Annotated in this window: 23 protein-coding genes and 3 pseudogenes; 16 read left to right on the top strand and 10 right to left on the bottom strand. The window is 70.5% G+C overall.

All coding sequences use genetic code 11. The features are described 5' to 3' along the window. Positions 1 to 203 precede the first annotated feature (203 nt). Positions 204 to 461 (bottom strand): mandelate racemase, encoded by a 258-nt coding sequence (locus tag AIF0345_RS11965; protein ID WP_268916921.1) that lies wholly within the window; start codon positions 459 to 461, stop codon positions 204 to 206. Positions 462 to 793: 332 nt separating this feature from the next. On the opposite strand from AIF0345_RS11965, the pseudogene AIF0345_RS16725 reads away from it, so the two are divergent. Then, a pseudogene (locus AIF0345_RS16725) lies at positions 794 to 1114 on the top strand (HXXEE domain-containing protein); the annotation flags it as partial. A 2-nt stretch (positions 1115 to 1116) separates the two neighbouring features. Here AIF0345_RS16725 and AIF0345_RS11960 read toward each other — a convergent pair. Then, positions 1117 to 1302 (bottom strand): hypothetical protein, encoded by a 186-nt coding sequence (locus AIF0345_RS11960; protein ID WP_285296270.1) that lies wholly within the window; start codon positions 1300 to 1302, stop codon positions 1117 to 1119. A gap of 56 nt (positions 1303 to 1358) precedes the next feature. On the opposite strand from AIF0345_RS11960, the gene AIF0345_RS11955 reads away from it, so the two are divergent. From AIF0345_RS11955 to AIF0345_RS11930, 7 genes and pseudogenes are all read left to right on the top strand, one after another. Then, complete coding sequence (locus AIF0345_RS11955; protein WP_043560621.1) at positions 1359 to 1811, top strand: HXXEE domain-containing protein; 453 nt, start codon at positions 1359 to 1361, stop codon at positions 1809 to 1811. A gap of 227 nt (positions 1812 to 2038) precedes the next feature. Next, a complete protein-coding gene (guaA, locus tag AIF0345_RS11950) occupies positions 2039 to 3646 on the top strand; it encodes a glutamine-hydrolyzing GMP synthase (RefSeq protein ID WP_449701832.1) in 1608 nt (535 codons plus the stop codon). A gap of 83 nt (positions 3647 to 3729) precedes the next feature. After that, complete coding sequence (locus tag AIF0345_RS11945) at positions 3730 to 4887, top strand: DUF2974 domain-containing protein (protein ID WP_285296268.1); 1158 nt, start codon at positions 3730 to 3732, stop codon at positions 4885 to 4887. A 252-nt stretch (positions 4888 to 5139) separates the two neighbouring features. Beyond that, positions 5140 to 5268, top strand: a pseudogene (locus tag AIF0345_RS16720) (DUF2510 domain-containing protein); the annotation flags it as partial. A gap of 54 nt (positions 5269 to 5322) precedes the next feature. Beyond that, on the top strand, positions 5323 to 6114 hold the full coding sequence (locus AIF0345_RS11940) for an SHOCT domain-containing protein (protein ID WP_285296266.1): 792 nt from the start codon (positions 5323 to 5325) through the stop codon (positions 6112 to 6114). A gap of 129 nt (positions 6115 to 6243) precedes the next feature. Next, complete coding sequence (locus tag AIF0345_RS11935) at positions 6244 to 6390, top strand: hypothetical protein (RefSeq protein WP_268916925.1); 147 nt, start codon at positions 6244 to 6246, stop codon at positions 6388 to 6390. Between the two features lie 437 nt (positions 6391 to 6827). Further along, positions 6828 to 7304 carry a pre-mRNA-splicing factor gene (locus AIF0345_RS11930; protein WP_285296265.1) on the top strand — a complete coding sequence of 159 codons (477 nt, stop codon included), beginning with the start codon at positions 6828 to 6830 and terminating at the stop codon, positions 7302 to 7304. A 96-nt stretch (positions 7305 to 7400) separates the two neighbouring features. Here AIF0345_RS11930 and AIF0345_RS11925 read toward each other — a convergent pair whose 3' ends face one another. The 4 genes from AIF0345_RS11925 to AIF0345_RS11910 all read right to left on the bottom strand — a co-directional run bounded on the left by AIF0345_RS11925 (position 7401) and on the right by AIF0345_RS11910 (position 12704). Further along, positions 7401 to 8405: an alpha/beta hydrolase gene (locus AIF0345_RS11925; RefSeq protein WP_285296264.1), complete on the bottom strand. Its 1005-nt coding sequence runs from the start codon at positions 8403 to 8405 to the stop codon at positions 7401 to 7403. Between the two features lie 1036 nt (positions 8406 to 9441). Further along, on the bottom strand, positions 9442 to 10611 hold the full coding sequence (locus AIF0345_RS11920; RefSeq protein ID WP_285296263.1) for an ABC transporter permease: 1170 nt from the start codon (positions 10609 to 10611) through the stop codon (positions 9442 to 9444). Then, positions 10598 to 11740, bottom strand: a complete 1143-nt coding sequence (locus tag AIF0345_RS11915; RefSeq protein WP_285296262.1) for an ABC transporter permease — start codon at positions 11738 to 11740, stop codon at positions 10598 to 10600. Before AIF0345_RS11915 ends, AIF0345_RS11920 begins: the two co-directional genes overlap by 14 nt. Position 11741: 1 nt before the next feature. Then, entirely contained in the window at positions 11742 to 12704 is a 963-nt protein-coding gene (locus tag AIF0345_RS11910) for an ABC transporter ATP-binding protein (protein ID WP_285296261.1), read from the bottom strand. Between the two features lie 211 nt (positions 12705 to 12915). Between AIF0345_RS11910 and AIF0345_RS11905 the strand changes: the two genes are divergently transcribed. Both AIF0345_RS11905 and AIF0345_RS11900 read left to right on the top strand, forming a co-directional pair. Further along, the gene (locus AIF0345_RS11905; RefSeq protein ID WP_285296260.1) at positions 12916 to 14058 is read left to right on the top strand and encodes a sensor histidine kinase; all 1143 of its coding nucleotides are present in this window, start codon (positions 12916 to 12918) and stop codon (positions 14056 to 14058) included. Beyond that, positions 14055 to 14723 carry a response regulator transcription factor gene (locus tag AIF0345_RS11900; RefSeq protein ID WP_268916932.1) on the top strand — a complete coding sequence of 223 codons (669 nt, stop codon included), beginning with the start codon at positions 14055 to 14057 and terminating at the stop codon, positions 14721 to 14723. Before AIF0345_RS11905 ends, AIF0345_RS11900 begins: the two co-directional genes overlap by 4 nt. Positions 14724 to 14773: 50 nt before the next feature. Here AIF0345_RS11900 and AIF0345_RS11895 read toward each other — a convergent pair whose 3' ends face one another. Then, positions 14774 to 15193: a type II toxin-antitoxin system VapC family toxin gene (locus tag AIF0345_RS11895; protein ID WP_268916933.1), complete on the bottom strand. Its 420-nt coding sequence runs from the start codon at positions 15191 to 15193 to the stop codon at positions 14774 to 14776. Further along, the gene (locus tag AIF0345_RS11890) at positions 15190 to 15429 is read right to left on the bottom strand and encodes an AbrB/MazE/SpoVT family DNA-binding domain-containing protein (RefSeq protein ID WP_043560442.1); all 240 of its coding nucleotides are present in this window, start codon (positions 15427 to 15429) and stop codon (positions 15190 to 15192) included. The genes AIF0345_RS11895 and AIF0345_RS11890 overlap by 4 nt, the downstream gene beginning before the upstream one ends. A gap of 250 nt (positions 15430 to 15679) precedes the next feature. Here AIF0345_RS11890 and AIF0345_RS11885 point away from each other — a divergent pair, with 250 nt between their 5' ends. The 4 genes from AIF0345_RS11885 to AIF0345_RS11870 all read left to right on the top strand — a co-directional run bounded on the left by AIF0345_RS11885 (position 15680) and on the right by AIF0345_RS11870 (position 18894). Continuing rightward, positions 15680 to 16942: an ATP-binding protein gene (locus AIF0345_RS11885; protein WP_268916934.1), complete on the top strand. Its 1263-nt coding sequence runs from the start codon at positions 15680 to 15682 to the stop codon at positions 16940 to 16942. 205 nt (positions 16943 to 17147) lie between these two features. Further along, positions 17148 to 18167 (top strand): aldo/keto reductase, encoded by a 1020-nt coding sequence (locus tag AIF0345_RS11880; protein ID WP_285296259.1) that lies wholly within the window; start codon positions 17148 to 17150, stop codon positions 18165 to 18167. Between the two features lie 176 nt (positions 18168 to 18343). Next, positions 18344 to 18619, top strand: coding sequence for a type II toxin-antitoxin system RelB/DinJ family antitoxin (locus AIF0345_RS11875; RefSeq protein ID WP_043560438.1), 276 nt, complete (start codon positions 18344 to 18346; stop codon positions 18617 to 18619). Continuing rightward, positions 18619 to 18894 carry a type II toxin-antitoxin system RelE/ParE family toxin gene (locus tag AIF0345_RS11870; RefSeq protein WP_268916936.1) on the top strand — a complete coding sequence of 92 codons (276 nt, stop codon included), beginning with the start codon at positions 18619 to 18621 and terminating at the stop codon, positions 18892 to 18894. Before AIF0345_RS11875 ends, AIF0345_RS11870 begins: the two co-directional genes overlap by 1 nt. A gap of 379 nt (positions 18895 to 19273) precedes the next feature. Here AIF0345_RS11870 and AIF0345_RS11865 read toward each other — a convergent pair whose 3' ends face one another. Both AIF0345_RS11865 and AIF0345_RS16715 read right to left on the bottom strand, forming a co-directional pair. Beyond that, positions 19274 to 19459 (bottom strand): hypothetical protein, encoded by a 186-nt coding sequence (locus AIF0345_RS11865; protein WP_229118360.1) that lies wholly within the window; start codon positions 19457 to 19459, stop codon positions 19274 to 19276. Positions 19460 to 19485: 26 nt separating this feature from the next. Then, positions 19486 to 19878, bottom strand: a pseudogene (locus AIF0345_RS16715) (aldo/keto reductase); the annotation flags it as partial. Between the two features lie 345 nt (positions 19879 to 20223). Between AIF0345_RS16715 and AIF0345_RS11860 the strand changes: the two are divergent. Further along, positions 20224 to 21183 carry an NAD-dependent epimerase/dehydratase family protein gene (locus AIF0345_RS11860; protein ID WP_285296258.1) on the top strand — a complete coding sequence of 320 codons (960 nt, stop codon included), beginning with the start codon at positions 20224 to 20226 and terminating at the stop codon, positions 21181 to 21183. Between the two features lie 110 nt (positions 21184 to 21293). Beyond that, complete coding sequence (locus AIF0345_RS11855; protein WP_285296257.1) at positions 21294 to 22721, top strand: DHA2 family efflux MFS transporter permease subunit; 1428 nt, start codon at positions 21294 to 21296, stop codon at positions 22719 to 22721. The last annotated feature ends 90 nt before the right edge of the window (positions 22722 to 22811 follow it).

Genomic DNA, 22811 nt, shown 5'->3' with positions numbered 1-22811 from the left:
TTCCGCGTCGAGATCGGTTCGGGGCGCTTGGTGCGGGAGCGGCCCGGACATGACGCGAGCGCCGCCCCCGCCGGGGTGGCGCTCTCAGGTGGTGATGAGGTTGCGGGTCGCCCTGGGCGACCTGCTGCGCGGTCCACGTCGCCCGCGCAGCTCGGGAAGGACCGGTACGGGCCGGCGTCCCTCCGGGGTCTGCGAGCGGCTGCTCAGGCGGCTCGGTCGATGAGGTTCACGCCGGTGTAGACGCCGGTCAGCGCGCTCGCGGCGCCGATGAGGCCCGAGGCGATCAGCAGCGCGGAGGAGCCGGCCACGGCGCCGACGACGGCCATGACGAACACGACGGCGGCCACGATGCCCATGCCGATCTTGAAGGTCAGCAGGTCGGCGGCCTTGGCCTCGGTCCTCGAGGAGGCGGTGGACTCCGGGGTGGTGACGGCGACGGTGTCGATGACGGGAGCGGTCATGATTGTGTCCTTTCGGTTCCTGTGCGGAACCGAGACGGGACGGCCCCGCACGGCGGTGTGCCCGGCCCTGCGGGCCGGTGCGGCCGTGGTTCGGCCGGTGCAGTGAGAGTAGGAGCGTGACCGCCTTTTTGTACAGACAAAAGGGTGATAGTCGCGTCACCCGCCGCGTTCCTGCCGAGACGGAGCGGGATGACGGGCGAAAGCGCCTGTCGGGGCTTGTCGCCGGTGCCGCGGGGAGAGTACCGTCACCATGTTGCTCCCGAGGGCTTTGAAGGGTTGCTGCTGTGAGTGGTGCTGGGAATGTTGCTCCGGGCGGCTCGCTGAGCGGCCCCATGCGGGTCCTGGTCCCCGCCTCGCTGCTGGTGTCCTTCGCCGCCAACGACGGCGAGGAGCTGGCGACCATGTCCGCGACGATGGCCGGCACCCTGGCCCGCCTGCCCGCCCCGTTGCGGCGGCTGGCCGGCCCGCGCCTGGGAGCGCTGACCGTCTCGCGCAGGCACGTCCAGGTGGCGGTGCCCGTCATGGGGCTGCTCTTCGGGGCCGCCGCCCTGGACGGCGTGCGCACCGCCGGGCGGGGCTGGTTCTACCAGGACGCCCAGCGGCTCTTCGGCCTGCACGCCTACGGGCACATGGCGGCCGCCCTGCTCACCCGCGGCTACGCCTCGGGCGCGGCAACCTCGCCGACCGTGGTGCTGCCGGTGTGGTGGTGGGCGCGCTCGCGGCTGCGGCGCGCCGGTGTGCCCGACCGCTCCAGCCTGCCCCGGGGTGTGCTCGTCGTCGGCTCCTGGCTGGTGCTCTCCCACGCCCTGGGCGCCTGCGCCGCGGCGCGCGAGAGCCGCACCGCTCCGACCGGCGTCTCCTCCGCCCCGGCCGAAGAGCCCGGGCCGGGTGGTCCGGGTGAGCGGCTCCGCGCGCCACGCCCTGAGCCCCGACCAGGTCTGGGCGCTGACCCTGGGGCTGCTGGCGGTCCACCAGACCGAGGAGGTCGTCTACCCGATCGAGGCCTGGCTCGAGCGCGTCGGCTCGACGGGGTGGCCCCGCCTGGACGCCCACGTCCGGGGCCCCTCGGGCACGGGCAACCCGCTGGCCGACGCGCGCGCCTCCCGGCGCCTGGCCGTCGTCGGGGCTCAGACGCTCGGCGCAGGCGCCCTGTGGGCCTGCGCCCGCCGCTCCGGGCGGGCCACCCGGGTGCTCGCCACCGGGCTGTGCCTGGGAGGGGCCGCGGCATTCGCCATGCACATCGCCGTCTCGGTGCGCACCCGCTCGGTCATGCCGGGGCTGGCCACCTCCCTGGTGCCCGGCCTGCCCGGGGCCGCCCTGACCCTGTGCGCCATCTGGGCTCGAGCTTAGGCGACTGGTTCTGAGGCGGCGGGCAGGCCAGCGGCGCTCCGGATGTCAACGGTGGTAACGCCGTGAATGATGCCTCGGGGCGTGGACGTCTCTTTTCTTTCTCTCCTCATCCGAGGGGAGCAGAGGGCGGGGGAAGGGTGGCGCTGACGTTCTGCCTCGCTTCCTCGCTCGGGTGCCGCGGGTGCTGGCGTCCCGGGGGCCGGTGCGCCGCGCATTATGCTGGGCGCGTGACCATCCCCCCCAGCGCCGCCGACCCCGAGGCGCGCGAGGACGGACCCGCCGGCCCGGTCCTCGTCGTCGATTTCGGCGCCCAGTACGCCCAGCTCATCGCCCGCCGCGTGCGCGAGGCCTCCGTCTACTCCGAGATCGTGCCGCACACCATGCCCGTGGCGGACATGCTCGCCAGAAGGCCGTCCGCGATCATCCTGTCCGGGGGGCCGTCGTCGGTCTACGCCGAGGGCGCGCCCGGCATCGATCCGGCCCTGTTCGAGGCGGGCGTGCCGGTGCTGGGCATCTGCTACGGCTTCCAGGTCATGGCCCGAGCCCTGGGTGGGGCCGTGGGGCGCACCGGCACCCGGGAGTACGGGCGCACCCGGGCCGAGGCCAGCCCCGACTCCTGCCTGTTCGCGAACGCCCCGGCCGAGCAGATCGTGTGGATGAGCCACGGTGACGCCGTCCAGGCCGCCCCGCCGAGCTTCGCCGTCACCGCCTCGACGGCCGAGACGCCGGTGGCTGCCTTTGAGGACCGCTCGCGTCGCCTGTTCGGCCTGCAGTGGCACCCCGAGGTCCTCCACACCGAGCAGGGTCAGCGCTCCCTGGAGAACTTCCTGCAGGTGGGCGCCGGCATCCCGGCCACCTGGACGGCGGGCAGCATTATCGACGAGCAGGTGGCCGCCATCCGCGAGCGGGTGGGGGACGCCCACGTCATCTGCGGCCTGAGCGGGGGCGTGGACTCCTCCGTGGCCGCGGCCCTGGTCCACCGGGCCGTCGGCGACCGGCTGACCTGCATCTTCGTGGACCACGGGCTGCTGCGCGCCGGCGAGCGGGCCCAGGTCGAGCACGACTACGCCGAGGGCATGGGCATCCGCGTCATCACTGTCGACGAGTCCGAACGCTTCCTTGCGGCGCTGGCGGGCGTGACCGATCCGGAGGCCAAGCGCAAGATCATCGGCCGGGAGTTCATCCGCTCCTTCGAGGCCGCCCAGCGGCGCGTCGTCGAGGAGGTGGGGGAGGCCGGCGGCCAGATCCGCTTCCTGGTCCAGGGCACCCTGTACCCCGACGTCGTCGAGTCCGGCGGCGGCGAGGGCGCCGCCAATATCAAGAGCCACCACAATGTGGGCGGGCTGCCGGAGGACCTGGACTTCTCTCTCATCGAGCCGTTGCGCACCCTGTTCAAGGACGAGGTGCGCGCCATCGGACGCGAGCTGGGGGTGCCCGAGAAGATCGTGGCCCGTCAGCCCTTCCCCGGGCCGGGCCTGGGCATCCGGGTCATTGGGGAGGTGACGGCCGAGAACCTGCGCGTCCTGCGGGCGGCCGACGCGATTGCGCGCGAGGAGCTCGCCGGCGCCGGGCTCGACGGCGAGATCTGGCAGTGCCCGGTGGTGCTGCTGGCCGGGGTGCGGAGCGTGGGCGTCCAGGGGGACGGACGCACCTACGGCCACCCGGTCGTGCTGCGGCCGGTCAGCAGCGAGGACGCCATGACGGCGGACTGGACGCGCCTGCCCTACGACGTCCTCGCCCGCATCTCCACGCGCATCACCAACTCCGTGCCCGAGGTCAACCGGGTGGTCCTGGACTGCACATCCAAGCCCCCGGGCACCATCGAGTGGGAGTAGCGGGGTGAGCGGCCGGGACGGCCGCCGTCGGCCCGAGCCGACGGCGGCGCGAGGGGCCTGGGACCTGAGCGGAGGAGGAGCACATGAGTCGCATGAGGAACATGCTCGACTACGCCCGGCGCCAGCTGGAGCGCTTCGACGAGCGCGGGTTCTGCGCCGTTGACAGCCTCGTCCTGTCCTGGGCGGCCTATACGCGCCTCCCGGCCGACGACCCGGACCTCGCTCCGGCCCGCGGCTGGGAGGGGGTGCGCCTGGCGGACCTGTACCGCGCCGAGCACTTCGACGCCTACTACGCCGGCATGTGGAGCGAGAAGGCCGGCCTGGACCTGCTCGCCGCCATGGCCGCCAGCCCCCGTTTCCGGGACGTGCGGGTCATGGGCTATGTGGACGTCACCGACCCCCGGGCCGAGAAGCAGTTCGCGGCCATGACGCTCCGGCTCGCCGAGGACCTGTCCTACGTCGCCTTCCGGGGCACGGACGCCTCCCTCGTGGGCTGGAAGGAGGACTTCAACCTCGCCTACCGATGCCCCGTGCCCTCCCAGACCGAGGCTGCGCGCTACCTCGGCGCCGTTGCCGCACGGGTCGACGGCGACCTGCTCGTCGGCGGGCACTCCAAGGGCGGCAACCTCGCCGTCTACGCGGCGGCGACGGCCCCGGGGGGCGTGGGCGACCGCGTGGGGCGGATCTACTCCCACGACGGGCCCGGGTTCCTCGCGGACTTCCTCGCCACCGAGGACTACCGCAGGGTGGAGCCCAGGGTCGACAAGACGATCCCCCAGTCCTCGGTGGTCGGGATGCTGCTGGAGCAGCAGGAGAGCTACCGGGTGGTGCGCAGCAGCCGCGCCATGATCTGGCAGCACGACCCGTTCTCCTGGGTGGTGGAGGACTGCGACCTGGTGTCCCTCGACGGCCTGGCGCCGGACGCCCGCTACCTCAACCGCACCATCAGCGCCTGGCTCGGCGGCCTCACGGCCGAGGAGCGCGGGCGCTTCATCGACACCCTCTACTCGGTGATCGACCTCGGGGACGTGGCGACGACTCGCGAGCTGCGGGCCGACTGGCGCCACAGCATACCGGTGCGCGCCCGCGCCTTCGCGAGCCTCGACGCCGAGACGCGGTCCTTCATCACCCAGACCCTCATGGCGCTGGTGCCGCTCGGGGTGCGAGTCGTCCCGGGACTGCTCGTCGAGGACCTCCAGCAGGCGCGGCCGAAGACCCCGGCGGCCGTCGAGGGGTCCTGAGGCTCCGTGAGCGGCCCGAGAAGGGGGCCCGCCCGGAGAGATGACGCGATCCGGCGCGCGGCGCCTCTGCGCCTGCTTCCCCTGCGCGCGAGCGGTCGCGCTCGTCCTCGTCAGGTTGGCAGAGGCGATTGTGGGCGCGTGCGCCTGTTGACGGGCACTCGGCCTGCGGCTGCGCCGACGCCGTCTTTCCGGTTTGGAATCAGCTGGTTTTGCCTACTTTCTCACAATATTTCGCGTTGATTCGTGGGTAACATGAGACTTATTAGGCACGCCATGGAGGTGTTGAACATGTCTGCTCCCGCAGGCTGGTACAACGATGGGAACGGCTGTCGGCGCTGGTGGAATGGCCGGGCATGGACAGAGGAAGTGTGGGGCAGCCGTCAGCCGCAGGCGGATGTGGTGCCAGTCGGGCAGATGCAGGATCAAACGGCTGTGATGAGCGCCCAGACTCCGGTGAAGCCGAGCGTGTTCGACAGGCTCGGGTCGTCCGTCATGAAGGCGGTCGCGGATCGGAAGGCGGAAAAGGAAGAGCGACAGCGCCGGCGTGCTGAGCTGGAGCGTGCGGCGGGTGCGCTCGTCACGAGCGGCACTTTCGGCATGTCTAAGGTGGAAATCTTCCAGGGCGGTTACGTCCGTGTCGTCGGTCCGAGTGACTCTTCGAGCCCGACGTATGCGATGAAAGCGGCCCCGTATGAGAAGCTCCTCTCCATCACGTTTGTGCCCCCCGGGCCGGAGACGGCGGGCGCGGGGGTCGCCGGCACTGTGATGCAGGGAGCTGCGGTTCAGGCGGTCACGGCTATTGCTAAGGGAGGTGCCGGTATTATGAAGGCGTCTGCTCCCGGATTGGCTATCACCGGAGTCGCTCATGTCGCCAAGTCGATGGCCGGCAAATCCACGCTTACCATCACGACTGACCGGGAGATCCACACGCTGACTAATCAAGTGGGGACGCTCCGTATCGTCAAGAAGGAGCATGAGGGTGTAGGACGCGAGTTAGAGCGCGCCGGAAACTCCGTCCTCGGCGTGATTGAGGCCGGTGCGTCCGTAGAGTCCGTCCCGGCGCTTCCGTCGGGAGCGACCGGTTCTACGGGATCATCTGGCCCCAGCGCCGGTTCTGCCCCAACTATTTCCGATCGGCTGCGCGAGCTTGCCGGCCTGCATGCTGAAGGCATCCTGGATGATGCTGAGTTCGCTGCCGCAAAGGCAAAGCTGTTGGAAAGTCTCTGACGATTCGCCCAGGAGCCTCAGTAAGACTGACGCGTTCGGCGTTGATGCGACAGGGGTGGGTGGCAAGGTGCGGTGCGGCTGGACCGAGGCCCGTCTCGCTGGCCGCCTGACCTGCCCGTGTGCCGGGTCGTGAACGCCGTCGGGCTGGCGGGTGCGCGGCCCGGTGAGACTAGCGGGACCGGCGAGGCCGCCGTCGTCGGCCCCGGAGTCTTCGACGGAGTAGGGGGCGGAGTCCTCGTCGACCGGGACGCGCGCCTGGTTGCCGGTGCCGGGTGATGGTGTCCCCTGCCGGGGGTGAGGAAGCGGCACCGCCTCGCCGTTGATGCGGTGCCGAGGACCCGCACAGAGCCGGGGGAGGGGCTCGTGCGCTCCGCGGGCCTTTCCACGACCGCGGCATCTCCCTGAGCAGCGTGGACCTGGACCCGCTTGCCCGTGTGTGAGATGCATATTACACTCGCCTTGCAGCATTGTTACGATAGAGGAGATGGTTCACGTGCTGCCCTGGCGTGCGTGCCACCCTGTTCAGGGGGCGCGCAGCAGGATTTTGTCTCTCTCGCTATCGTTCTCGCACTGCTTTCTACGACGGGGTCGGTTCGGGCCTCTCCTGGAATAGTTGGGCGCTTGGAACGTGTCTCGCCGCGTATTGCTGCGTCGGGACGCAGTACTGCTGCACCAGGTGGGTGCAGACCCGGCACGAGTGCTGAGGCGGTCTCATGGTCCACGGGTTCTTCGATGACGTGTCGCGCTGGTCCCGCGAACACACCCGGTGGGAGTGGTCCGACACGCGCTTGGTTTTGTACTGCGGGGCGGTGTGGCTCGTCTGCGTCGTCCTCGGGTTCGGTTCGCTGCTGCGCGACCTTGTGCACAGCCCCGTGCGGCACGTGATCCTCCTCTGCTCCGTCTCGCTCACGGTGTGGCTGCTTCTTCCCGTCGTGCAGGTCGTGGTGAGGCGGGCTCCATTGCGCAGGGCCCTGAGATGCGCGGTCAGCGCGTTCTCGCTCGCGGCTGGGGCCGGGGGCGGGGGCGCCCTGTGGGGCATGTGGCTGATTGCTCGTGCCTCGCATATCGCCGCGGACTACGCTCTTGAGGCGACAGTCCCCTGCGCGCTTCTTGCGCTTTTCGGGGTCGTGGGTATCGCGGTGCTGGCCTGGGGGCCGGATACTGGTCCCCGTAAAGAGCTGAGCGCTTGAACCTCATGCTCATGCCCGGCTCCGGAGCCGCGACCGACGCGGAGGTGAACCGGTCTCGGTGCGGAGTACGACCGATCTCGGCGAAGGGGGAGGGGCTCAGGCAGAGGCCCGGCCGGAGACGATCCGGGCGATCTCGCGCCGGGCCCGGCGTCCCTCGGGGGAGGGGAACATCGGGTAGACGTGGTTGAGGTTCTCTCCGACGTGCAGCGTGGAGGTGACGCCGGCCTTCACGAGCCTGTCGTGGAGGAGCGCGTTGTCCGGGAGGAAGAGCTCCCGGTTGCCCACGAAGGTGGTGACCCGGTGCAGCGCTGACAGGTTCCCGTTGATGGGGGACAGGTGCCAGTCGGTCGTGGGTGTGTCGCCTGCCCACGTCTTGCCCATGATCGTGAGCGGCTCGGGGGCCATGAGCGGGTCGACGTCGACGTAGTCGGCGATGTCGGGGTTCGCGTGGGTGACATCCACCCAGGGGGACAGCAGGACCAGCTCATCGGGCTGGTTGGCGCCCCGCTCCGCGAGCGACAGGGCGATGACCAGAGCCAGGCCCCCGCCCGCGCTGTCGCCCATGAGAACGATCCGCCTGCCGGGATTCTCCGCGACGGTGCGCAGGTACAGGTCCAGTACGAGCCGGTGCGCCTCCTCCCACGTGTGGTGCGGCGCCAGCGGGTAGAGCGGTACGACGAGCTCGGCGCCCGTGGCGCGGGCGAGGTCGTCGATGAGCAGGGCCTGGCCCAGGGACGCCGTGGCGATGTAGCCGCCGCCGTGGATGTAGATGACCACGGTGTCCGACGGCGAGTGCGGGCGGGCGTAGTAGACGGGCATGCCGCCGCCCTCGCGCCGCTCGACGTCGTAGAAGAGCCGCGACCAGATGGGGAAGGCCATGTCCCGACGGGGCTCTGGGCGGCTCGCCATTCGCGCGATCCGGTCGGTGAACGAGATGCGGGGACTCATCAGCCTCATCGTCCGGGTGCCGTACTCCGACAGGGTCGCCAGTGCCGAGCGCCGGTAGCGCAGGCGGGAGAAGGCGCTGAAGGCTCCCGCTACCAGACCGGCGCCCGCCATTGCGCCGGCAACAGTCTTCAAGGTCCTGCCCCGAGTTGTCATGATCATGCCTCCTCCGCTTCGTCGGGGCCGTCCGGATGCATTGAGAGTGGCGGCCCGGAGGCACTGTATGGACAAAACGACCATAATGCCGTAGGTGACACAATATGATGTGTGACACTTTCTCGGCTCCGCGTCATCTGCCTCAGGTCAGGGGTTTCCCGCCTCTTCCGGTTCGTGAGGTCATAGGCCGACCTGCGCGGGATGCAGCCATCGTGCGGGATTCGCCGAGATCAGTGCGGTTCCGGCTCGAGATTGTGGTGTGTCAGTGCATCTGAGACAGTGAGGCAGCGTTTGTCCTCTACGTCTGAGGCGGCGCCCTGTGCGTGGTGGGTCGGTTGCGGGGGTGTGGGGTGTTGGAGGTCGGCAGGCAATGGCGGGTGCTGCGGTTCGCCGACTGCGCTGTGATGGTGGGGTCGGGCTCATCAGGACTGCGTGCCGGATTCGTATGGCGTCCGGTCTTGAGAGGGTCCCTGGTGTTCCCGCCCAGAGGCCGTGTCGAGGCGTGAGCGTGGGGGATAGGGGTGGTTTTCTCCGGTGTTGCACATGGGAGAGGAGCGCCGCTGCGGGGCGGAGGCAGTTTTCCCGCAGGATCGTGCGCTTTCCCGTTGGTTGTCGTGTTCGATCGTCGGGCTCCCGTGTGCGCTGAGGGGGGTCTGCGCACATGGGAGCGGGATCGTGGCCGCCGTTGAAACTTCTTTTCTGCATGATTCCGGGGTTTCTGCCAGCGCGGAGCGCACGCGAATGTGCAGCAGCCACCGCCCCGGCACCCGTGGCCCTCAGTCCCGGGGCCATCCCCGCCGGATCACCACGTCCAAGACCCTCGAAGTGTCTCAGATGCACTGAGGCATCACGTTCCGGCTCGAGATCGGTCCGGGGGGTCCGAGTGCGGTGGAACGGAGTGCGGTGCTGAAAGCGCGTGAGAGCCTCACTTTCCCGCGGGACGGCAGTGCCTCGAATCGGCCTCGGTGCGGAACTGGACCGATCTTGGCGAGGGGGCTGCGGGGCCGGCTGCCGCTGGCTGGCCCCGCAGCCCCGCTCACAGCGACGAGCGCGCCCGGGTGCGTCCCACCGCCAGCCCCACGCTGAAGATGGCCACGGCGAACAGGGCGCACACCCCGCAGTCGGCCAGCAGCGGCAGCACGGTGTCGGCGGAGACGGAGGTCACCTCGGAGGCGCCGGTCATTGCCCTGTTGGCCCAGTACGTGGGGGTGAACCTGGCGACGGCGACCAGGGCGGCGGGCATGATATCGGCCGAGATCCACGCCCCACCCAGGAAGGACAGGGCCAGGCCCCCGATGTTCGCGATGACGTTCGCCGCGTTCTCTCCCAGCCCCAGCTGGCCCAGGAGGAAGCCCAGCGAGACCGGCACCAGCGTGTAGGCGCCCAGCGCGGCCCCGACCGCCCCCAGCAGCGGGGCCGCGGAGACCAGGTGCCCCCGGCCGAAGACCGCCACCCCCAGGCAGAGGATCCAGGCCCACCCCACCAGGCCCACCACCAAGCAGGACCCCATGAGCCCCCGGCCGCGCTCCCAGCCGCTGACGGGTGCGGCGGACAGCCGTGAGCGCACGGCCCGGCGCCCCAGCGACGCCATGAGCGTGGAGACGGACACAATAGCGAAGGCCGTGAGCGGGTAGAGGGAGAACTGGGCGTACACCAGGAGGCTGTGCGGCAGGGGAGTGGACTCCTGGGGTATCAGCTCGGCGGCCGCGGTGTGCTCCATGGCGGCGTCGGCCAGGGCGACGGCCCGGGCGGGGTCGTCGGTGACGGCCCCCATGTAGGTGCGCACCTGCTCCAGGTAGGAGGTGGTGCGCACGTCCATGAACGAGCCGGCCGCTGACTCGTAGTTGACGACGGTCTCCAGCGCCGGCGGCTCGCCGCCCTGGCGGGCGGAGGCCTGGAGGGCCTGCCCATAGCCGGCGGGGATAACGAGGATGTAGGAGATGCGGTTCTGGGCGGTGGCGTCCTGCATCGCCTGCCGGGAGTCCTCCAGGGGCCGGGCCTCACCGACAGACCCCAGGTAGCGGGTCACGCCCCGGGAGACCTCCGAGCCGTCACGGTCGACCACCGCCACGGTGGCGTGCACGTCGGCCGCGTCCGTGACGGACAGCCCCATGAGCAGGCCGAACATGGACAGCGTCAGCAGGTACACCAGGATAATGACCCGGTGCGCCGCCACGATCCGCAGTGACGTCCTAAAGGTGCTCATGGCTCATCCTCCTCATACGGACCAGGGCCAGGCCCAGGAACAGGCAGGTCATGCCCACCATCACGGCACAGCTGCGGGCGAAGGGGGCGAGGCTGTCGTAGTAGAGCAGCCCGTAGAAGCTGTGGGCGGACTGCCACAGCGGGTTGGCCTGCGCCAGTAGGGGGACGTGGTACTCGACGGCGTCGGCCAGCTTCTGGGTCCCGGACCCGTACAGGCCGGTGAACAGGGACAGCAGGCAGGAGATACCGGAGACGATGCCCGTGTTCATCCGGCGGGAGGTCCCCAGCATCGCCCCGGCCGCGCAGGACAGGAGGCTGGAGACCCCGATGGCCACCAGGCACAGCAGCATGTGGGGCCCGAAGTCCACGCCGACCACCAGCCGTATGAAGGCGAAGGCGACGAGCAGGCAGACCAGGACGCAGACCCACGCGGCGGCCAGTGTGCCGACCAGGACCTTCCACCGGGGCAGGCCCGCCAGGGTCAGGCGCGTCCCCAGGTGGGAGGAGGTGGCCGTGACCCCCTGGACCGCGGTCATGGCCACGGCGGTGCCCATGCCGCAGGCGAAGGCCATCAGTGAGAAGTAGTAGCGGGTCTGCGGCTTGACGGTCGACGGGGTCACCTGCGCCCGCTGGGTGAGGACGCTGTCGGTGTCCGGCGGCCCGGCCTGCGCCCCGGCCGCGGCCAGGGCCTCGTACTCGGCCCGGGTCTGGGTGTAGGAGTCCAGGACCGCGCGCAGCACCAGGACCGTGTTGCCCTTGCTGCCGTTGTTGGCCTCCTGGGTTACGTGCAGGACGGGGTTGCCGTCCTCCACGTCGAGGTAGCCGACGGTGTCCCCCTTCCGGGCGGCCTCCTGGGTCTGGTCCGCGGTGGCGTAGGGGGTGGGGTTGAGCAGGTGGCGCTCGCCCTCCTGGGAGATCGTCCTGATCGTGGCGTCCAGGCCGGTGGCGGCGCGGTAGGCGTCGTCCTGCACCACGCCCAGGTTCAGGGGGGTGGCCTGGTAGGTCTCGTCCAGGTTGGAGAACATGGCCATGAAGAGGCACGACAGGATGACGGGGAAGGCCACGACCCACGCCAGCAGGATCCTGTCGCGCAGGAGCCGGAGCACCTGATAGGTGAGGACGGAGCGCATGTCAGGCCGCCTCGTCCCGCAGGGCCCGCCCGGTGATCTCCAGGAAGACATCGTTGAGCGTGGGGGGCTCGGAGGTGATCCGCCCGCAGGTGACCCCGGCCCGGGTCAGCGCCCCCAGCACGTCGGAGAGGTTGTGAGCCCCCGGGGAGCACTCGACCACCAGCTCGGGGGCCTGGTAGGAGGCGGTGCGCACGTGCTCCAGGGCCCGCTCGCCCAGGGGTACGGGGGCGATGATCTCGGCCCGGATGCGCTCACCGGTGCCGATCATGGCCTTGAGCTCATCGGCCGTGCCGGAGGCGACCTGCCGTCCGGCGTCCATAATGACGATCCGGTGGCACAGCTGCTCGACCTCCTCCATGTAGTGGCTGGTGTAGACGATCGTGGCGCCCCGCTCGTTGAGGCGCCTGATGCCCTCCAGGATCGCGTTGCGGCTCTGGGGGTCCACGGCGACCGTGGGCTCGTCGAGGATGATGAGCTCCGGGGCGTGGACGATGCCGCAGGCGATATTGAGTCGGCGCAGCAGGCCGCCCGAGAGCTTGGCGGGCCTGAAGCCCGTGAACCTCTCCAGCTCGACGAAGGCGATCGCCTCCTCCACCAGGCGCCGCCGCCGGGCGCGGTCGCGCACGTACAGGGCGCAGAAGGCATCCACGTTCTGGGCCACGGTGAGCTCGTCGAAGACGGCAACGTCCTGCGGCACGACGCCGATCCGGCGCTTGAGGTCGTAGGAGGTCGCCGTCATGCGCTCCCCGAAGACGCTGATCTCGCCCCGGTCGTAGGTCAGCAGCTGCAGCAGGCAGTTGATGGTCGTCGTCTTGCCCGAGCCGTTGGGGCCCAGCAGGCCGAGCACCTCCCCCCGGCCGATCCGCAGCGACAGGCCGTCCACCGCGACCAGCTCCCCGTAGCGCTTGACCAGGGACTCGACCAGTACAGCCTCGCTGCGCTCGGGTACCGTCTCACCGCCCATATCGGCTCCTGCTTCCTTGCTCGGTCTCTTGCAGGCCCGGCGCTCGCGCGGGCCGTCGCCGTGATGCTCTCGTGGCGGTGGTCGGCCGGAGAAGCGCCTGTTGTCATGGCCCGGGCACCGGGCCATGACTTCTGTCATGAGCACTGTGCGGCGGCGCGGATACCGGCCCGCCGGGCACATGCGCGGCCGATCGGTCGCTGATAATCGTGGTGTGAGGGTACTGGCCGACAAGAGTGTGGTCCTCGGCGCCTGCGGCCTGCTGGCGCTGTTCTCCGGAGCGACGCGGGCTGCTGGTACCGCTGACGCGGCGGAACCCGCCGCAGTGATATGGCTGCTCCTGGCCGTCATCACGAGCGGGCTGTGCGCGGTGGCGGACTGGCGGCGCGCGCTGATCGTCATTCCCGGCGCCTATCTCCTCCTGGGCTGTTCGACGACGGCGTCGGTTCCGAGCGCGCCGCTGGTCGTCTACGACCTCGTGCGCATTGCCGCGCTCGGCCTCGGGCGGAATCGGGGTATCTCCCTGCTGTGCTGCACCCCGCTGCTGCTCGCCGTCATGCGGCGGGCATCGCAGGAACCGGCTCTCGTCCTCGCCGTGGCGGTCGGGGCCCTTGCGGCTCTGCTGGCGCTGCGCACCTGGCAGGACGAGTCGGCGCGCCAGGGCCTCCATGCGGTGCGGGACGACCTGCGCGAGAAGGTCCTCGCCCTGCAGGAGTCCAATGCCAGGCTCCTCCAGGCGCAGGACCATGAGATGCGCGCCGCGGCCCTCGCCGAGCGCACGAGGATCGCCCGGGAGATCCACGACGGCGTCGGGCACCTCCTCACCCGCCTCCTCCTGGCGGTCAAGGCCCTTCGGATCGGCTACCGCGACGAGCCCGGCGTCGTGTCCGAGCTGGCGGCGCTCGACTCGGGGCTGGACGAGGCTCTCGACTCCATGCGCCGCAGCGTCCACGCCCTGTCCGACGAGGGCGAGGAGCTCGCCACCGCCCTCGGCCTGCTGGGCTCCCGCTGCGGGATCGGCCGGGTGTCGATCGACTGCTCCCTGGACGCCGAGCCGCCGGCCGCGGTCTCGCGCTGCATCGCCGCGGTGGTGCGCGAGGCGCTCACCAATGCCGCCCGGCACGGCCGGGCCGGTTCGGCGCGCGTGGTGGTCGCCGACTACCCTGCGTTCTGGCAGGTCAGGATCGACAATGACGGAGCCGCCCCGCAACGGGACGACCCGGCGTCGGGCGGCGGCCTCGGGCTGCGCTCCATGACGGACCGGGTCGAGGCGCTGGGCGGGACGGTGCGGGTCACCCCGAGGCCGAGGTTCACGGTCTTCGCCATGATCCCGAAAGGCGGGGAGGACGGAGTATGAGGCTCCTTGTTGTTGACGACGACGCCCTGGTCGCCCAGTCGCTCGCCACCATCCTGTCGACGGAGCCGGACGTCGACGTCGTGGGCCTGGGCGGATCGGGCCCCGAGGCGGTGGAGAGGTACCGGGAGCTGCGCCCCGACATCCTGCTCATGGACATCCAGATGCCGGGCGGCGACGGGCTCAGTGCGGCCGAGCGGATCCTTGCGCGCGACGGGCGGGCGCGCATCGTCTTCCTGACCACCTTCTCCGACGACGAGTACATCGTGCGGGCCCTGAGGATGGGGTCCCGCGGCTACCTCGTCAAGCAGGACGTCGCCCAGATCGCGCCGGCCCTGCGGTCCGTCATGGCGGGCGTGTGCGTGCTGGAGGGGGAGGTGCTCGAGCGCGCGACCATGGGGCCCGGTCACCAGGGGCGGGGCGCCCGGGAGGGGCGGCAGGGGGCGCCGTCGTCGGGCCTCTATCAGCGCAGCGCCGCCTTCCCGCCCCTGACCGACCGCGAGTACGAGGTGGTCGAGGCCGTGGCCCAGGGGCTGGACAACGCGGAGGTGGCGGACCGGCTCTTCATGAGCGTGGGGACGGTGCGCAACCACATCAGCTCGATCCTGGCCAAGCTGGGGCTGAGGAACCGCACCCAGGTCGCGGTGCTGTACTACCGCTCCGCATAGGCCGCCCAGGCCGGCTGACTGAGCCGGGATTCTTCGGTCGGTCGGAGGAGTCAGCGGAGGATCTCGGTGCCGACGCCGACCGTCTCGTACGTCGCCCTGGCGCGCGCGTCCCTGGTGGCGAGCACCGCGCCGTTGTCGAGTGCGGCCAGAGCGACCAGGGCGTCGTAGACGGCACCACCGCTGATGCCGAGACGTGCCAGACGCCGATGCACGTCAGCGACCGACTCCGTCGGGAGTCTCAGTGTCTCAGGGAACCAGTCATCAATGAGCAGAGCCGCATCCGCGGGACTCACACGTGCGTCGCCGGGCAGCCGGGTCAGCACCGCGTAGGTCTCCGCCAGCGCGTGCCCGCTGAGACTGAGCTCGCGTCCTCTCGCCCAGGAGTGCACGGCCCCATGGGCCTGGTGGGAGGCGACGAGCAGAGGGACTGCGACGCTCGTGTCGACCGCGAGCCGAGGCCGATCCGTCATCGGCGCCCGGTGTCCATGAGCGCGAGCACCATATCGTCGGTGACGACGGTGTGCGACCTGGCTACGAGATGCCCGTCCTCGTCCGCCTCCAGCCGAGCGGTGCGTCCCCCCGGGGTCACCTGCACGCCGTTGCCGTAGAGCGAGATATCCGCCTTCGTGCCGGGCAGAAGCCCCAGGGAGTCCCGCAGGCTCTTCGGAAGAAGGATCCGCCCTCCGGAATCGATCGTGACCTGCATGGGAACAGGGTACCAGCCATTTCCCATCCGACTGCGTCCCGCACCTGCTCTCGGGCTCGCCGAGGCCGCAGCGGAGACGGTGGACAATGCGGCGGGCCCCGCTCCTGGCAAGGGGGTGCGGCGCCCAGGAGATGCCACATGACCGGTTGGGTCGACGCCACATGACCGGCTACAATGACGTCACATGACGGATTGGGGCGACGCCACATGCCGGATTGACATTGCGCGGCAAGGGTGCGGGGAGGGAACCGTGGAGCAGGAGGGCTATCTGCCGAGAGTCGTGGATCGGCTTGTTGACGACATCCTCGGTTACTCGGGGGGTGTCCTCATCGAGGGCGTCCGCGCCTGCGGCAAGACCATGACCGGACGCCGACACGCCTCCTCCGAGATCGCGCTGGACTCCGGGCTGCCGCAGCTGCGGGCCGCCCTGGACGTCGATCCCTCGCTCCTCCTGGCCGGCGACGTGCCGCGTCTTCTTGACGAGTGGCAGATCGAGCCCTCACTGTGGAACCTCGTGCGCAGGGAGATCGACTCCCGTCGCCACCCGGGACAGTTCATCCTCACGGGATCATCCGTCCCCGCCGAGGATGCCGCGCGGCACTCCGGAGCACACCGGATCTCACGGATCCGAATGCGGCCCATGACCCTGTTCGAGCGCGGTCGCGGGGATGGCAGCGTCTCCTTGGCGGGCTTGTTCAACGGCGAGGCGCCGGCGCCGGTGCTTAACTCCGGCACCGGTGTACGCGAGGCCCTGGACGACCTGGTGCACGGAGGGTGGCCGGGGGGCCTCGACCTGACGACCCCTCAGGCGCAGCGCCGCCTGCGCGACTACGTCGAGGACATTGTCAGTATCGACGTCGGTCGCCTGGACGGTGAACCGCGGCGGGATCCTGTGCGCCTGCGCGCCCTCATGCGCTCTCTCGCCCGGCATGTCGCGACAGAGGCGTCTTTCCGCGCCATCGCCAGGGACGCGGCCGGGCAGTCCCTGAGCGCGGAGACCGCCATCGCCTACGTGGGCGCCCTCAGGCGCCTCTTCGTCATCGAGGAGCAGCCGGCCTGGGCGCCGCACCTGCGGTCCCGTTACGCGGTGCGCACGTCGTCGAAGCTGCACTTCGTCGACCCTGCGCTCGCCGCGGCGGTGACGGCGACATCCTCGGAGCGCCTCCTACAGGACCTGGAGACCGCCGGGCTCTGGTTTAAGTCCCAGGCGGTGCAGCACCTGCGGATCTTCTCCGAGATGTGCGGCGGACGCCTCTACCACTACCGGGACAAGGCGGGGAAGGAGGCGGACGCCATCGTGGAACTGGACGACGGGCGCTGGGCCGCCTTCGAGGCCAAGCTGGGGCAGCGCCAGATCCCGGCGGCGCAGACCTCGCTCGCTGCCTTCGTGGCCGATATCGACACCGCACGGACCCCTCCTCCGGCGTACACCGCCGTCATTACCGCCGACGGACCCGTGATGACGCTCCCTGACGGCGTCGTCACCTTCCCGCTCAAGGCGCTGGGGCCGTGAGCGGGCCGAGACGGCCGCCTGGTCCCAGGTCGTGGCGCGGGCTGGCGGAGGCTCAGGGCGGGGGCCCGGCCGGGCGGTGCGCCTCCTCGCGGCGAAAGGGAGCCGCTGAGGCTGGGCGCCGGCGTCGGACCGCACGCTGGGCGGCCCCCAGGGTGGTTCTGGCAGGGCCTGCCCGGGGGCGGCGCCGGGCACCCATACTGGCGCCATGCAGTACACGACACTCGGCACCACAGGCATTACGATCCCGCGGCTGTGCATCGGAGGCATGAGCTTCGGCCAGGTCTTCCCGGACTTCCACCAGTGGGTCATCGACCAGCCCTCCACCCAGGCCGTCATCGCCCGCGCGCTCGAGCTCGGCGTCACCTTCATCGACACCGCCAACGTCTACGCCCACGGCACCAGCGAGGAGTACATCGGGCAGTCCCTGAGGAACCTCGGCGTCGCGCGCCAGGACGTGGTGCTGGCCTCCAAGGTCTACTTCAACGAGGGCCACCTGGGCGCCGAGGCCATTGAGCGGGAGATCGCGGGCACGCTCCGGCGCCTGGGTACCGACTACCTCGACCTGTACATTATCCACCGCTTCGACTACTCCACCCCCGTGGAGGAGACCATGGAGGCCCTGGACCGCCTCGTGCGCGACGGCCGCGTGCGGGCCCTGGGCGCCTCCGCCATGTACGCCTACCAGCTGCACAACCTGCAGGTGGTGGCGGACGCCCACGGCTGGACCCGCTTCGCCAGCATGCAGAACCACTACAACCTCCTCTACCGCGAGGACGAGCGGGAGATGATCCCCGTGGTCGAGCAGTACGGCATGTCCCTGACCCCCTACAGCCCGCTCGCCTCCGGGCACCTGACCCGCCCCACCTGGGACTCGCCGTCGGTGCGCTCGACGACGGACGGCACCATGCGCGCCAAGTACGACCGCGACCGCGAGATCGACATGCCCGTCATCGAGCGCGTCGCCGAGGTCGCCGCCAGGCACGGCGCGCCCATGGCCGACGTCGCGCTGGCCTGGCACTGGGCCAGGGGCGTGGCCGCCCCCATCGTCGGCTGCTCGCGGCCGAGGCGCGTCGACGACGCCGTGCGCGCCCTGGAGCTGACCCTCACCGCCGAGGACGTCGCCTACCTGGAGGAGCCCTACGTGCCCCACGAGCTCGTCGGCCCGCTCGCCCGCCCCGGGGAGAAGGCCCTCGCCGGGACGACGGTGCGCACGACGTCCCGCTGAGGGGGCCGGCGGGGCGCCGCTTCACCCCCCCCAGGACCTGGTCCAGGGCCGCTGACGTCCTGGTGAGGCGGCGTCCCGGGCCGGGCGGTGCCGGGCCCCACGAGCCCGTACCACATCGTGTTACACCATGATACGATGAGCATGCTGATGCAGTGAGGTGTGGGGCGGGAGACCTGATGGCGACTAAGACCCTCAATGTCAAGATCGACGACGACGACAAGCGTTTATTTGTTGAGCTCACTCATCAGATGGGGACGACCCCGTCAAATGCGGTGCGCATGTTCGTGCGCGCGTTCAATGAGTTCAAGGGCTTCCCCTTCGACACGTCCCGTCCATATGTCATGAGTGCCGAGGCCCGGCAGGCCTACGACGAGATTGACGCAGAGATCTCCGCGGGCACCGCCAGACGCTACGGGAGCGTCGCAGACTTGCGCGATGACCTGGACCTTTAGTGCTCGACATCGTCATCTCGAGTAAATGCAGGAAGGACCTCAAGCGGGCTAGAAGATGCGGCCTCGACATGGATGCCTTCTTCGCGGTGGTTGAGATGCTTCGACATCGCGAGACGCTGCCTGTCCGTTATCGGGATCATGCGCTCACGGCCGACCGGGCTGGACTGAGGGACTGCCACATCCGGCCCGACTGGGTGCTGATCTACCAGATCAGGGAGACGGAGCTGGTCCTGGTCCTGGTGGAGACTGGAAGTCACGCCGACCTGGGCCTGTGATCGCGCCGGGGTGCGGAGCTCGCCGGGCGGGGCGTGCGGCCCAACGTGAACGTACCTTTCTCCCATCCTTCTGGGGGTAAAGCTCAGAAGGATGGGAGAAAGGTACGTTGGTGTTGGGAAGGTACGTTGACGTTCCGGCTCGACACCGGTCGGCAGGACCCGGCAGCCGCGGCCTGCTGGAACGGCACCCGATTATCCCGATGACTGGCTCCGGGGTGGGAGAAGTGATCATCCCACGCACTTTTAAGCCGGCCAACAGCCCCGGACACGGTGAGAATCGGCGTGATTCCGTGGTTCTGCGGCGCGGGCCGGGCGGCGTGGAGGGCTAAAGGTGCGTGGGGTGATCACTTTGCGGGGCGCGGCGGCGCCCGGCGGGCCGTCAGGCCGGCGTCTCGGGCCGGACCGGACCGCCCAGGGCCCCGGGGACGGCGTCGGGACTGCGAGGCGCCGAGTGGCCTGGCACGCCGACGGACTGGGCATCGCTGCCGCGCCCCTTGGAATCACTCGTCCAGGGGCGTGCGAGCTCCTCGTAAAGGATCGGCCCGTAGCCGTGGGGCGGGCCCATGCGGCCCAGTCGAGGATCTCGCGGACCAGAGTGGCGGAGAAGCTGGACAGGCCGATCGAGCGGACCCTGCCCGCCTCGACCGCCTCCCCCATGGCCCTCCGGCCGGAGACGTACTCGCCGTAGGGCTGGTGGAGGAGCAGCAGGTCGACGTAGTCCGTGCCCAGGCACTCCAGGGTGGCGTCGATGTCCTTGCCGTACTGGGCGTAGGGGGAGCTCTGCAGGAAGAGCTTGGAGGTGATGAAGAGATCCTCGCGCGCGACCTGGCTGTCGGCGACGACCCGGCCGACGGCGACCTCCCGGGCACGCGCTCGCGGGCCGGCCGAGCGGGAGCGCGGCCGAGCTCGACGGCGAGACCTTCCTTCTCCTGAAGGGCATCGGGTTCTGGCGCGAGCTGTGGGACCGGCACTTCCCGCGCTCACAGTTCCTCGTCCAGGAGGACCGCGCGGTCCTTCGAGCAGCTGGCGAGCTCGTCGCTGCCCTACTTCGTCACCGACGCGCCCTCCCACGCGGCGCCGGCGCTCGACCGCACCGTGGTGCCCATCCGCGACGCCATGGCCCACGCGACCTTCCACCTGCTGGCCCGAGCCGACGGCCGCCCGGAGGCAGCCGACGTCTTCGAGTGGGTGCGCGCTCGGTGAACGGCGCAGGCCCAGGGGCTTACCCGGAGCGCCGCCATTGCTAGCATGAGCCTCGAAGACAGTTCCGCAGCGCGGCGGGGCGGCGCCGGGCGGGAGCAGCCGGCGCGTCGAGAAGGGACCATAGCCATGAAGGCAGTCGTCATCGGGGCCACCGGGCACATCGGCACCTACCTCGTCCCCCAGCTCGCCGAGGCCGGCTACGAGGTCACCGCCGTCACCCGTGGCGCCTCCCGGCCCTACGAGCACCACCCGGCCTGGGACGCCGCGCAGCGCCTCTTCCTGGACCGCTCCCAGGCCGGCTTCGCCCGCGCCATCGCCGACGTCGGCGCCGATGTCGTCATCGACCTCGTCGCCTTCACCCCCGAGCAGGTGCGCGCCATGATCGACGCCCTCGCCGGCGGGCCGCTGCGGCACTACCTCGTCGCCTCCTCCATCTGGGCGGACGGCCGCACAGAGATCAACCCCGTCACCGAGGACCACCCCCGCCGCGCCCTCGACCAGTACGGCCGCGACAAGACCGCCATCGAGGAGCTCCTCCGCCGGGCCTGGCAGCGCGACACCCTCCCCGCCACCGTCGTCATGCCCGGCCAGATCTCTGGCCCCGGCTGGGACATCATCAGCCCCCTGGGCAACACCGACCACCGCGTCTTTCAGACGATCGCCGACGGCGGCGAGGTCGTCCTGCCGAACTTCGGCCAGGAGATCCTCCACCACGTCCACGGCTACGACGTCGCCCAGGTCTTCCGGGACGCCGTCGTCCATCGCGAGGCGGCCCTGGGGGAGTGCTTCCACGCCGTCGCCGACGAGGGGCTGACCACCTACGGCTGCGCGCTGGCGGTCGCCCGGGTGCTCGGCGCCGAGCCCCGGATCGGCTTCCTCGGCTGGGAACGGTGGGCAGGCGAGTGCGGCCTGGGCGAGGACGCCGTTAAGTCCACCTACCTCCACCTGGCCCGCTCCGGCCACTTCTCCAACGAGAAGGCCAGGCGGCTCCTGGGCCACCGGCCCCGCTACACGACCGTCGAGACCGTCGAGGCGGCCGTGCGCAGCTATGTCGAGCGGGGGATCGTCGTCCTCCCGCGGCGCTGAGACCGAGAGCGCATCCGCAGCGGGAGACCGCTGACGGGGCGCCGCGACGGTGCAGGTCCTGCATGAGACGTCACGCGCCGGAGAATTAATCGCCTCATACAATCAGTCTCGTGCCCACCTTCGAACGCAGGCTCGACGCCCGCCTCGTCCTCGCCGTTGTCGCCGTCGGCATCATGTCCTTCGCCGGCGTCGTCGTCGAGACCGCCATGAACATCGCCTTCCCGGCCCTCATGGAGGAGTTCGCCGTCTCCACCTCCACCGTCCAGTGGATCACCACCGGCTACCTCCTGGTCCTGGCGGCGATCATGCCGATCTCCTCCTTCCTCAACCGGCGCTTCCGCACCAGGGCCCTCTTCGCCCTCGCCATGGCGGCCTTCCTGGCCGGCACGGTCATGTGCGCCGCCGCCCCACACTTCACCGTGCTCATCCTCGGCCGCCTCATCCAGGGCGTCGGCACCGGCATCGCCCTGCCCCTGATGTTCAACATGGTCCTCGAACAGGTCCCCTTCGAGAGGCTGGGCACCATGATGGGCGTCGCCACCCTCATCACCGCCATCGCGCCCGCCGTCGGGCCCTCACTCGGCGGCTACCTCATCGGCGCCTTCGGCTGGCGGCCGATCTTCCTCGTCCTGCTGCCCTTCCTCGCCGTCGCCGGCGTCCTGGGCGTCCTCGCCATCCGGCAGGCCACCCGGCCGCAGGCCGACGCCACCTTCAGCCCCCTGCAGTTCCTCGTCATGGCCGCCGGCTTCACCGCCCTCGTCCTGGCCACGAACGCGGCCGGCGAGACGGGGTGGACCAGCCCCCGGGTCCTGGGGCTGCTCGCCCTCGCGCTCGTCCTCATCGCGGCATTCTGCGTCCTGTCGTCCCGCTCCGAGCGCCCTCTCGTCCGCATCCGCATCTTCACCGACCGCACCTACGCCCTCAGCGTCACCTACGTCGTCCTCATCCAGGCGATCGTGCTCGCCCTGGGCTACCTCATCCCCTACTATGCGCAGGTCAGCGCCTCCATGGGCTCATTCGCCGCCGGCTGCCTCCTGCTGCCCGGCTGCATCCTGGGCGCATGCCTGACCCCCTTCGGCGGCCGCGTCCTCGACCTCCTGGGCCCGGCCCGCCCCATCCTGGTCGGCGCCGCCTGCGGCGTGCTCGCCATGGCCCTGTTCGCCGCCGTTGGCGTGACCGTGCCCGCCGCCTGGCTCGCCCTCATCTACGTCATCATGCCGATCTGCCAGGGGCTGTCGGTCTCCAACTCGATGACCAACGGCCTGCGCGGCCTGCCCGACCGCCTCCAGGCCGACGGCAACGCCGCCTTCAACACCATTCAGCAGCTCGGCGGCGCCGTCGGGACGGCCGTGGCCACCACCGTCGTCAACGCCGCCCAGAGCGCGGGCCCCGACGACCTTGTCGCCGCGACCCGCGCCGGCACGCGCACGGGCTTTGTCGTGCTCCTCGCCCTGTCCGTCATCGCCCTCGCCGCCGCGGTGAGCGTCTTCGTCGGCCGTCGCCCGGCGGCGGGCGGCGGCGCCGGGGCGGGCGGCTGACAGGGGCGGGTTCCTCGCCCGGTTCTCGCAGCCCCACTGCCTTCTTCGTCGAGATGCGAGCGCCCGTCGCCGGGCCACCACCAGCCCTCC

The sequence above is a fragment of the Actinomyces israelii genome, from assembly GCF_030253495.1.
GTDB lineage: Bacteria > Actinomycetota > Actinomycetes > Actinomycetales > Actinomycetaceae > Actinomyces > Actinomyces israelii.
The sequence above is the reverse complement of the archived record's forward strand: the minus strand, read 5'-3'. Positions and strand labels throughout refer to the sequence as shown.

Coding starts and splice junctions, on each gene's coding strand:
- AIF0345_RS11965 (WP_268916921.1), bottom strand. CDS start 461: ATGACCGCTCCCGTCATCGACACCGTCGCCGTCACCACCCCGGAGTCC.
- AIF0345_RS11945 (WP_285296268.1), top strand. CDS start 3,730: ATGAGTCGCATGAGGAACATGCTCGACTACGCCCGGCGCCAGCTGGAG.
- AIF0345_RS11940 (WP_285296266.1), top strand. CDS start 5,323: ATGAGCGCCCAGACTCCGGTGAAGCCGAGCGTGTTCGACAGGCTCGGG.
- AIF0345_RS11930 (WP_285296265.1), top strand. CDS start 6,828: ATGGTCCACGGGTTCTTCGATGACGTGTCGCGCTGGTCCCGCGAACAC.
- AIF0345_RS11925 (WP_285296264.1), bottom strand. CDS start 8,405: ATGACAACTCGGGGCAGGACCTTGAAGACTGTTGCCGGCGCAATGGCG.
- AIF0345_RS11920 (WP_285296263.1), bottom strand. CDS start 10,611: ATGAGCACCTTTAGGACGTCACTGCGGATCGTGGCGGCGCACCGGGTC.
- AIF0345_RS11915 (WP_285296262.1), bottom strand. CDS start 11,740: ATGCGCTCCGTCCTCACCTATCAGGTGCTCCGGCTCCTGCGCGACAGG.
- AIF0345_RS11910 (WP_285296261.1), bottom strand. CDS start 12,704: ATGGGCGGTGAGACGGTACCCGAGCGCAGCGAGGCTGTACTGGTCGAG.
- AIF0345_RS11900 (WP_268916932.1), top strand. CDS start 14,055: ATGAGGCTCCTTGTTGTTGACGACGACGCCCTGGTCGCCCAGTCGCTC.
- AIF0345_RS11895 (WP_268916933.1), bottom strand. CDS start 15,193: ATGACGGATCGGCCTCGGCTCGCGGTCGACACGAGCGTCGCAGTCCCT.
- AIF0345_RS11890 (WP_043560442.1), bottom strand. CDS start 15,429: ATGCAGGTCACGATCGATTCCGGAGGGCGGATCCTTCTTCCGAAGAGC.
- AIF0345_RS11880 (WP_285296259.1), top strand. CDS start 17,148: ATGCAGTACACGACACTCGGCACCACAGGCATTACGATCCCGCGGCTG.
- AIF0345_RS11875 (WP_043560438.1), top strand. CDS start 18,344: ATGGCGACTAAGACCCTCAATGTCAAGATCGACGACGACGACAAGCGT.
- AIF0345_RS11865 (WP_229118360.1), bottom strand. CDS start 19,459: ATGGGCCCGCCCCACGGCTACGGGCCGATCCTTTACGAGGAGCTCGCA.
- AIF0345_RS11860 (WP_285296258.1), top strand. CDS start 20,224: ATGAAGGCAGTCGTCATCGGGGCCACCGGGCACATCGGCACCTACCTC.